The organism is Thermococcus sp. LS2 (genome assembly GCF_012027375.1).
Lineage (GTDB): Archaea > Methanobacteriota_B > Thermococci > Thermococcales > Thermococcaceae > Thermococcus_B.
In genome coordinates this window covers 1-225 of the sequence record NZ_SNUI01000043.1, presented here as the reverse complement: position 1 = coordinate 225, position 225 = coordinate 1, and the positions used below count along the sequence as shown (strand labels likewise).

Annotated in this window: 1 protein-coding gene; it reads left to right on the top strand. The window is 42.2% G+C overall.

From position 1 onward, the window contains the following. Positions 1-225: TCP-1/cpn60 chaperonin family protein (locus E3E24_RS12625; protein WP_304940806.1), on the top strand; the 225-nt coding region annotated here is incomplete at both ends.

The window sequence follows — 225 nt, the reverse complement described above, 5'->3', positions numbered from 1 at the left end:
ACTTGGCTAAGTTGGCTGTTGAGGCAGTTAAGCAAGTTGCAGAGAAAAAGGATGGCAAGTTTGAGGTTGACATTGACAACATTAAAATTGAGAAGAAAGAAGGAGAGAGCGTTGAAGAGAGTCAGCTCATCAAGGGTGTTGTAATCGACAAGGAGAGAGTTCACCCAGGAATGCCAAAGAGAGTTGAAAACGCTAAAATTGCATTAATCAACGACGCAATTGAGG